This is a genomic window from Caloranaerobacter azorensis DSM 13643 (genome assembly GCF_900129995.1).
Classification (GTDB): Bacteria; Bacillota; Clostridia; order Tissierellales; family Thermohalobacteraceae; genus Caloranaerobacter; species Caloranaerobacter azorensis.
In genome coordinates, this window is the sequence record NZ_FQXO01000085.1 from 1 (window position 1) to 9,009 (window position 9,009).

General features: G+C 29.8%; 11 protein-coding genes. All 11 read left to right on the plus strand.

Annotated features, from left to right (window positions below; genetic code table 11):
- Nucleotides 1-455: 455 nt before the first annotated feature.
- The gene (rpmH, locus tag BUB51_RS10880; protein WP_035163916.1) at nt 456-590 is read left to right on the plus strand and encodes a 50S ribosomal protein L34; all 135 of its coding nucleotides are present in this window, start codon (nt 456-458) and stop codon (nt 588-590) included.
- A 57-nt stretch (nt 591-647) separates the two neighbouring features.
- On the plus strand, nt 648-986 hold the full coding sequence (gene rnpA / locus BUB51_RS10885; RefSeq protein WP_035163917.1) for a ribonuclease P protein component: 339 nt from the start codon (nt 648-650) through the stop codon (nt 984-986).
- 9 nt (nt 987-995) lie between these two features.
- Complete coding sequence (gene yidD, locus BUB51_RS10890) at nt 996-1,205, plus strand: membrane protein insertion efficiency factor YidD (RefSeq protein ID WP_073197715.1); 210 nt, start codon at nt 996-998, stop codon at nt 1,203-1,205.
- Nucleotides 1,206-1,220: 15 nt separating this feature from the next.
- Nucleotides 1,221-1,925 carry a YidC/Oxa1 family membrane protein insertase gene (locus BUB51_RS10895; RefSeq protein WP_073197717.1) on the plus strand — a complete coding sequence of 235 codons (705 nt, stop codon included), beginning with the start codon at nt 1,221-1,223 and terminating at the stop codon, nt 1,923-1,925.
- Nucleotide 1,926: 1 nt separating this feature from the next.
- A complete protein-coding gene (gene jag, locus BUB51_RS10900) occupies nt 1,927-2,577 on the plus strand; it encodes an RNA-binding cell elongation regulator Jag/EloR (protein ID WP_035163920.1) in 651 nt (216 codons plus the stop codon).
- 79 nt (nt 2,578-2,656) lie between these two features.
- Nucleotides 2,657-4,039, plus strand: a complete 1,383-nt coding sequence (gene mnmE, locus BUB51_RS10905) for a tRNA uridine-5-carboxymethylaminomethyl(34) synthesis GTPase MnmE (protein WP_073197719.1) — start codon at nt 2,657-2,659, stop codon at nt 4,037-4,039.
- Nucleotides 4,040-4,068: 29 nt separating this feature from the next.
- Nucleotides 4,069-5,967 carry a tRNA uridine-5-carboxymethylaminomethyl(34) synthesis enzyme MnmG gene (gene mnmG, locus BUB51_RS10910; RefSeq protein WP_073197721.1) on the plus strand — a complete coding sequence of 633 codons (1,899 nt, stop codon included), beginning with the start codon at nt 4,069-4,071 and terminating at the stop codon, nt 5,965-5,967.
- Nucleotides 5,960-6,676: a 16S rRNA (guanine(527)-N(7))-methyltransferase RsmG gene (rsmG, locus tag BUB51_RS10915; protein ID WP_073197723.1), complete on the plus strand. Its 717-nt coding sequence runs from the start codon at nt 5,960-5,962 to the stop codon at nt 6,674-6,676. Before mnmG ends, rsmG begins: the two co-directional genes overlap by 8 nt.
- 186 nt (nt 6,677-6,862) lie before the next feature.
- Nucleotides 6,863-7,660 carry a nucleoid occlusion protein gene (gene noc, locus BUB51_RS10920; protein WP_073197724.1) on the plus strand — a complete coding sequence of 266 codons (798 nt, stop codon included), beginning with the start codon at nt 6,863-6,865 and terminating at the stop codon, nt 7,658-7,660.
- A gap of 222 nt (nt 7,661-7,882) precedes the next feature.
- Nucleotides 7,883-8,653, plus strand: coding sequence for a ParA family protein (locus BUB51_RS10925; RefSeq protein ID WP_073197726.1), 771 nt, complete (start codon nt 7,883-7,885; stop codon nt 8,651-8,653).
- An 85-nt stretch (nt 8,654-8,738) separates the two neighbouring features.
- Nucleotides 8,739-9,009 (plus strand): hypothetical protein (locus BUB51_RS10930; RefSeq protein WP_200791955.1); only part of this gene is annotated, 271 nt, incomplete at its 3' end.

A 9,009-nucleotide genomic window follows, 5' to 3' on the forward strand; every position in this document is an offset into this window, starting at 1 on the left:
ATTTAATCTTATGCAATTATATTTCTTTAGGTGTATTAGAGGATTTAGAAAGAAAAGAATGTTGCAGATAGATATTATTGAAGATATAAGAGATGAAAGATTTACTATAGAAGCTGATTGGATAAATCCAATATTTGAAAAAACATAATTAAAAATAAAACTGGAAATTGATTATTAAAATTTCTTGGGGTAGGGGGAGGTGTAACTATTTTTAAGACCTATCGGTCTACAGGCTTCCCAGTTATTCAAGTAAATGTTAAAAAATAAAATTTTAGTAAAAACAAATTTTTTACTGGAAATTTGATGCGAAATCTCTGGTAAATACATTAAATTCTTGACATAGAGATATAATATAGCTATAATCAATAGTAGTGTCTGCTTTTTTGGATAAATGCAATGCTTTATATAAATAAAGGAAAGAAAGTTTAGTAGTTGTTGAAGGGGGTGTATTTGAAATGAAAAGAACATATCAGCCAAAGAAAAGACAGAGAAAGAAAGAGCATGGGTTCAGAAAGAGAATGAGTACAAAATCAGGAAGAAATGTGTTAAAGAGACGTAGAAGAAAGGGCAGAAAGAGGTTGACAGCATAAGGCCGCATATTAGTGGCCTTTTTATGTTAATTTCCAGGATATTTAAGGGGAATTAGAATGGACAAGAAGAAATTAAAGCTTAGGAATAGTAGAGAATTTAAAAGAGTGTATAAATATGGAGATTCTTATGCTAATAAGTATCTAGTAATTTTTTTTATTAAAAATAATTTAAATTACAATAGAGTTGGTTTTTCTGTTACTAAAAAGATAGGAAAAAGTGTAGTGAGAAATAGAATTAGAAGATTGATAAAAGAAGCTTATAGGTTGAATTGCGATAAGTTGAAACAAGGATATGATTTAGTGTTTATACCTAAAAGAGTAGCTGTAGAACAGGGATATAAGGAAATAGAAAGTGCGATGTTACATTTATTTAAGAAAACCAAATTATTAAAATAGGGTGTATATATGAAAAAATTGATTATAATCTTAATAAGATGGTATCAGAAATTTATTTCACCGTTAAAACCTAGAACGTGTAGGTTTTATCCGACATGTTCTGAATATTCAATTAAAGCTATCGAAAAATATGGGTTAATAAAAGGCGGATTTAAGAGTATAAAGAGAATTGTTAGATGTAATCCTCTTAACCCTGGAGGCTACGATCCGTTGGAATAAAGAGGAGGTTATTGAATGATAGATTTATTTGCTAAACCTTTGGGAGCATTAGTTAGGGTTGTTTATAATTTTGTATATAATTTGGGGTTTGATGCTAAATTATTTTCTGCATATTCTATTGCTATTATAATAGCTACAATAATTTTGAGATTTATTTTATTACCATTAACGTTAAAACAGATGAGATCAATGAAAAAAATGCAGGAACTCCAACCTAAGATAAAGGAGCTGCAGGATAAATATAAAAATGATCAGCAGACTCTAAATATTAAAATAATGGAATTATATAAGGAAAATAATGTGAATCCTTTTAGTGGTTGTTTTCCTATATTGATTCAATTTCCTATAATTATTGGCTTTTTTAGGGTATTGCAAAATCCTGTAAATTATATATTTGGCAGTGAAGCCGTGTATGAATCTATAAATAAAACATTTTTTTGGATTTCTAATTTAAATAATCCAGATCCGTGGATACTTCCTATTTTAGCTGCTATTACAACGTATCTTACTAGTAAGATGACGAATACATCGGGAGGAAATGCACAGGCAGAGGCTACTCAAAAAACTATGACTATCATGTTTCCTTTTATGATATTTTTCTTTGCTAAAAATACGCCAGCAGGTCTTGCATTATACTGGGTTGTAAGTAATATTTTCCAAATAGTACAACAGTATTTGATTAATAGATCTACAGGCAATGTTAAGGAGGAGTCAAATTAATATGAAGTCTATAGTTAAAATAGCTAAGACTATTGATGATGCTGTTAAGGAAGCTTTATTGGAGTTAGGTGCAGATAGAGATGATGTGCTTGTTAAAGTTTTGGAAGAACCTAGTAAGGGTTTTTTAGGAATTATAGGTTGTAAAGATGCTAAAGTAGAAGTTACTGTTGTGAATGACCCAGTAGAAATTGCAGGAAATTTTTTAAAGATGCTTTTCAGTAAAATGAAGATAGATGCTAATGCTAATATTAAGAGAGAAGGAACGAGTTTATTTATAGATATTAAAGATATAAGCGATAGAGATATGGGTATTTTAATAGGAAAAAGAGGAAAGACTTTAGATTCTATACAATATCTTGTTGGTTTGATTGTAAATAAAGAAAGAGAGAATTATATTAGAGTTTTTTTAGATGTTAATAACTATAGGAAGAAGAGAGAGGAAACTCTTATTAGATTGGCTGAAAAGATGGCATTTAAAGCAAAGAGATTAAGAAGAGATATAAAACTTGAACCAATGAATTCTAATGAAAGAAGGATTATACATTCAACACTTCAAAACAATCCTTATGTAGAAACGTTTAGTGAAGGAGAAGAACCATTTAGGAGAGTAGTAATCAGTTATAAAAGAGAAACATCAAAAACCCAGTATTAATACTGGGTTTATGTTTTGCTTGAAGATTAATTTGGTATACTAATATTAGTCTATTATAAATTAAATGAGGTGAGTTAAGGTGTATTTTGATACAATTGCTGCTGTTGCTACAGCACCCGGAGAAGCTGGTATTGGAATTGTGAGAATTAGCGGTGAAAAAGCATTGGAAATAGTAGATAAAATCTTTAGAACTAAAAAAGAAAGAAAATTAAGTGATTTTCAAGAGAGAAGATTAACATATGGATACATAGTAGAGCCTGATACTGGTAAGAAGATAGATGAAGTATTGGCTGTATATATGAAAGCACCATATACTTATACAAAAGAGGACATTGTAGAAATAAATTGTCATGGTGGAATGATACCTGTAAGGAGAATTTTAGAGATAGTATTGGAAAACGGGGCTAGACTTGCAGAGCCTGGTGAATTTACAAAAAGGGCTTTTTTAAATGGAAGAATAGATTTATCACAAGCTGAGGCAGTAATTGATTTAATTAGAGCTAAAACTGATTCGAGTTTTGATGTATCTTTTAATCAACTTGAGGGTGGATTATCAAAGGAGATAAATGAAATTAGAGAGATTTTATTGAGAATGTTAGCGAATATAGAGGCTAGTATAGATTTCCCAGAAGAAGATATAGAAACCATGACATACGAAGGGCTGCTAGATGAGGGAAATAATGTCTTAAAAAGAATAGAAAAACTTTTAGATACAGTATATACAGGAAAGATATTAAGAGAAGGATTAAAAACAGTAATACTTGGTAAACCTAATGTTGGTAAATCTTCACTTATGAATGCAATACTTAGAGAAAATAGAGCTATTGTAACAGATATACCTGGTACTACTAGAGATATAATAGAAGAGTATGTAAATATTAAAGGAATTCCTTTAAAGATAATAGATACTGCAGGTATAAGGGAAACAGAAGATGTGGTTGAGAGAATAGGGGTCGAAAGAGCAAAAAGTTTATTAGAAGAAGCTGATTTAGTTATTGTGCTTTTTGATGTATCTAAAGAATTAACTGAGGAAGATATGGAAATTGCTAGATTGGTTAAAAACAAGAAAGTAGTAGTTTTGACAAATAAAATAGATTTACCACCAGTAGTAAGTAGAGAGGAAATAGAGAAAATTTTACCGGGTAAAAAGATAATAGAAACTTCAATAATTAAAGGAGAAGGATTAGAAGTATTAGAAGATTCTTTAAAAGAAATGTTTTTTGCAGGGGAGATAAAAATAAAGGATAATACAATAGTTACAAATGCTAGACATAAGAGTTTATTACTTAAAGCTAAAAAGAATATTGAAGAGGCGATCGAGTCTATTGAAATGGGCATGCCTATAGATTGTATAGAAGTTGATGTTAAAGATTGTTGGGAAAATTTAGGTCAAATAACAGGCGATACTGTTACAGAAGATATTATTGATAAGATATTTGAAGAATTTTGCATAGGCAAATAAGTTTATTTGTTTAAAAGGAGGAAGCTTCTATGAAGTATCAAGCTGGTGAATATGATATTATTGTTATCGGAGCAGGACATGCAGGTTGTGAAGCTGCTCTTGCAGCTGCGAGAATGGGTATGAAAACTCTTTTACTTACAATAAATTTGGATTCTATAGCACTTATGCCATGTAATCCCGCAATAGGTGGTACTGGAAAGGGACATTTAGTTCGAGAAATAGATGCTTTAGGTGGGGAAATGGGAAAAAATATTGATAAAACTTTTATTCAGAGTAGAATGTTAAATACATCAAAGGGGCCAGCAGTACATTCTTTAAGAGCACAAGCAGATAAAAAGAGATATCAATCTAGTATGAAACAAGTTATTGAAGAACAGAAGAATTTAGATTTAAAGCAGGCAGAAGTTATAGAAATTTTAGTAGAAGATAAAAAGGTTACAGGAGTAGTTACAAAGACTGGCGGTGTTTATTCAGGAAGAGCAGTTATATTAGCTACGGGTACTTATCTTAAAGGTAGAATATTTATAGGAGAAGTTAATTTTGAAGGTGGACCTAATGGACTTTTCCCTGCTAATCATTTATCAGAATCTTTAAAAAAGATAGGAGTAAAATTAAGAAGATTTAAAACTGGAACACCTGCAAGGATACATAGAGATAGTATTGATTTTAGTAAAATGGAAGTTCAGCCTGGAGATGAAGAAATAGTTCCTTTTTCTTTTTTAAATGATAAAATTGAAAAAGATCAGGTACCTTGTTGGTTAACTTATACTAATGAGGAGACTCATAAGGTCATATTAGATAATTTGAATAGATCACCATTATATGCTGGTGAAATAGAGGGTGTTGGACCTAGATATTGTCCTTCAATTGAAGATAAGATAATTAGGTTTTCAGATAAAAAGAAACATCAGATATTTATAGAGCCGGAAGGACTAGATACTTGTGAGATGTATGTACAGGGAATGTCAACTTCATTACCAGAAGAAGTGCAGATTAAGATGCTTAGAACAGTTCCCGGATTAGAAAATGTTGAAATAATGAGACCAGCTTATGCTATAGAATACGATTGTATAGATCCGACACAGTTAAAGAGAACATTAGAGTATAAAGAGATTGAGAATTTATATTTTGCTGGACAGATAAATGGAACATCGGGATATGAAGAAGCGGCGGCACAAGGTATCATTGCAGGAATAAATGCGGTTCTTAAATTAAGAGGTAAAGAACCTTTTATTTTAGATAGATCAGAGGCATATATAGGTGTATTAATAGATGATTTAGTAACTAAAGGGACAAATGAGCCTTATAGAATGATGACATCTAGAGCAGAATACAGATTGATTTTAAGACAAGATAATGCAGATTTAAGACTAACTGAAAAAAGTTATAAAATAGGTTTAGCCGATGAGGAGAGATATAAGAAGGTAGTATATAAAAGGCAGAAAATAGAGGAAGAAATAAAGAGATTAAAAAATATTAAAATTACGCCGACTAAAGAAATACAGGAATTTTTAACTTCTAAAAATAGTACACCATTAAAAGCACCAACGACTTTGTATGATTTAATAAAAAGACCTGAATTATCATATGAAATTTTAGCTGAAATCGATAAGAATAGACCAAAACTTCCAAGAGAAATAAGAATGCAGGTAGAAATTCAGATTAAATATCAAGGCTATATTAATAAACAGTTAAAACAGATTGAACAGTTTAAAAAATTAGAAAACAAGAAATTACCTAAAGATATTGATTACAGTAAAATAGAGGGATTAAGGCTTGAAGCTAGACAAAAGTTAAATGATATAAGACCGGATTCGATTGGTCAGGCATCAAGAATTTCTGGAGTTTCTCCTGCCGATATTTCAGTTTTACTTATCTATTTAGAGCAGCAAAAAAGATTAAAAACTAGGAGTGAAAATGATGAGTAATATTGACACTTTGATAGAAGGTAGTAGAGAATTAGGAATTTCATTAAAAGCAGAAGAAATAGAAAAATTTTATAAATTTAAGGAATTATTAAAGGAATGGAATAAGAAAATAAACTTAACTGCCATAGAAGATGATAAAGAGATAGATATAAAGCATTTTTTAGATAGTTTGACGTTATTAAAGACGGATTATATAAAGGACGGTTATAAAATAATTGATATAGGTACGGGGGGCGGATTTCCGGGAATACCTCTTAAAATAGTTAGAGAAGACATAGAATTAGTTTTAATGGACAGTTTACAAAAAAGGATTAAGTTTTTAGATTTAGTAATCAATGAACTTGAGTTAGGTAATATAAAAGCTATACATGGGAGAGCAGAAGATTTTGGGCGTGACAAAGAATATAGAGAAAAATTTGATATTGCCGTTTCGAGAGCTGTTGCTTCTTTAAATATTTTATTTGAATACTGTCTGCCATTTGTGAAAGTAGGAGGTCTCTTTATAGCCATGAAAGGACCAGATGTCGATGCTGAATTAAAGGAATCTGAAAGGGCGATAAGATTATTAGGAGGAAAGGTGTTAGATGTAATAAAAATAAAATTGCCGTTAAGCGATATAACGCATACTTTGATTATAATCGAGAAAATTAATGAAACTTTGACAAAATATCCTAGAAAAGCGGGGAAACCGAAGAAAAATCCGTTGTAAATTATAGATTATTAGGGAATTTTGTAATACGAAAGTTTAATTTTTTTGATTTTCATTGAAGGAAGATATTTGTTTTTAGAGAATAAATATTAATAGATTGTAGGACTTATTACTTTTGTATGTTATATGGCAGACTTCTATATATTAAAGAAAATGGGGACAAGTATTCGGGAGAGGAATGATGTTATGAGCAATCTAAAAGAAGAAATTATGTATATCCCTATAAATTGCATAAAACCCAACCCGTATCAACCTAGAAAGACTTTTAGTAAAAGATCGTTAGAGGAACTAGGTCAGTCAATTAAAGCTTATGGTATAATACAGCCAATTAGTGTCAGAAAAATAAATGATAATAGTTATGAACTAGTAGCCGGAGAGAGAAGATTAAGAGCGGCTGAATTAGTTAATTTAGAGAAGGTTCCTGTTGTAGTTTTAGATATGAATGATCAGGATTCGGCAGTATTAGCTCTTATTGAAAATTTACAAAGAGAAGATTTGAATTTTTTAGAAGAAGCTGAAGGATATTATAATTTAATAAACGATCATGGATTTACACAGCAGGAATTGGCAGAGAAAGTAGGGAAAAATCAGTCTACTATTGCTAATAAATTGAGGATTTTGAGATTACCAGATGAAGTAAAGAAAATGCTTATAGAAAATGGTTTAACGGAAAGACATGCTAGGGCACTTCTTAAGCTACCAGATAAAGAGTTGCAGATAGAAGTATTGAATAAAGTTATTAAGAACGATTTAACTGTTAAAAAAACAGAAAAGCTCATTAAAGATATTCTTGAAGGGATAACAAAAGATAAAGAGCCTGAATCAAAACAGAATATTAAAAGTATAATTAATTTTAAAATATACTTAAATACTTTAAAAAATGCATATAATGCAATAAAAGAAAGTGGGATAGATGCAAAATATGAACAGAGAGACAAAGGAGATTTTATAGAAGTTGTAGTAAAGATACCTAAAAAGAAATAATAAATTAATAAAAAAATTATTATGACTTGGTGCATTAGCTTTTAATTGGGGGAGTGGGAAGCTAATGTGCTGAGTTTTTTTTATGTAGATATATAAATAAAATTCTATAAGATTAGCTAGATATTGAATATAATTTTTTGTAGATTAAAAAAATTAGCAGGAAAGTATTTTATTTAAGAGAAATATTTTAATAGTATAAAAGGGGAAGTGAGGTGGTGAGCAATGGCTAAAGTAATAGCAGTATTCAATCAAAAAGGAGGGGTTGGGAAAACAACTACTAATGTAAATCTTACTGCTTGCCTTGCTAAAAAAGGGAAAAAGATATTAGTTATAGATATTGATCCTCAAGGAAATACAACCAGTGGATTTGGTATAAATAAAAATGATGTAGAGAATTCTATCTATGATTCTATAATTAATGGATTAGATATAAAGAAAGTAATAGTAAATACAGACATAGAAAACTTATATTTAGTGCCTTCTAATGTAGAATTAGCTGGTGCTGAAATAGAATTGACTAAAAAACAAGATAGAGAACTGACTTTAAGAAATGTTATAAAAGATATTAGAAACGATTATGACTACATTTTTATAGATTGTCCTCCATCTTTAGGATTGTTAACTATCAATTCTTTAGTAGCGGTTGATAGTGTTTTAATCCCTATTCAATGTGAATATTATGCTTTAGAAGGAGTTAGTCAATTGATGGATACTATTAGATTAGTAAAAAAGAGTTTAAATCCTGATTTAGAGATAGAAGGCGTTGTTTTGAGTATGTTTGATGGTAGGACAAACTTATCAATACAGGTAGTGGATGAAGTTAAAAAATATTTTAAAGGAAAAGTATATACAACAATAATACCGAGGAATGTAAGATTAGCTGAAGCTCCAAGCTATGGGTTACCTGTTATTGACTATGATCCTAAATCTAGAGGAGCAGAAGCCTATATGGAATTAGCAGAAGAATTTTTAGAATATGTAGAGGTTAATTAACAGTTACAAAATATTTATAAAAACTTTAAAATAATTATAAATTCAAAAAGTAGTTAAGAAAAATTATAGAAGGAGTTAAAAGGAAATGAGTAAATCTATAGCCGGAAATAAAAATATAAGAACATATAAAATGAGAATAAAAGACAAAAAATTCAAATCAAAGGTTATAGATTATATTTACAAGTATAGACATTTTGAAAACATGTATATAATACTCCTTAATCAAGACTATAAACAAAACATCGGAGATTTTAGGTTGTTAACTAATTATGAAATAATGAGAGCACTATTTAGGGGAACTACTCCAAAAAAGCTAGAAGAAAAATTAACTTATATCAGAAATAAATACGAAAACC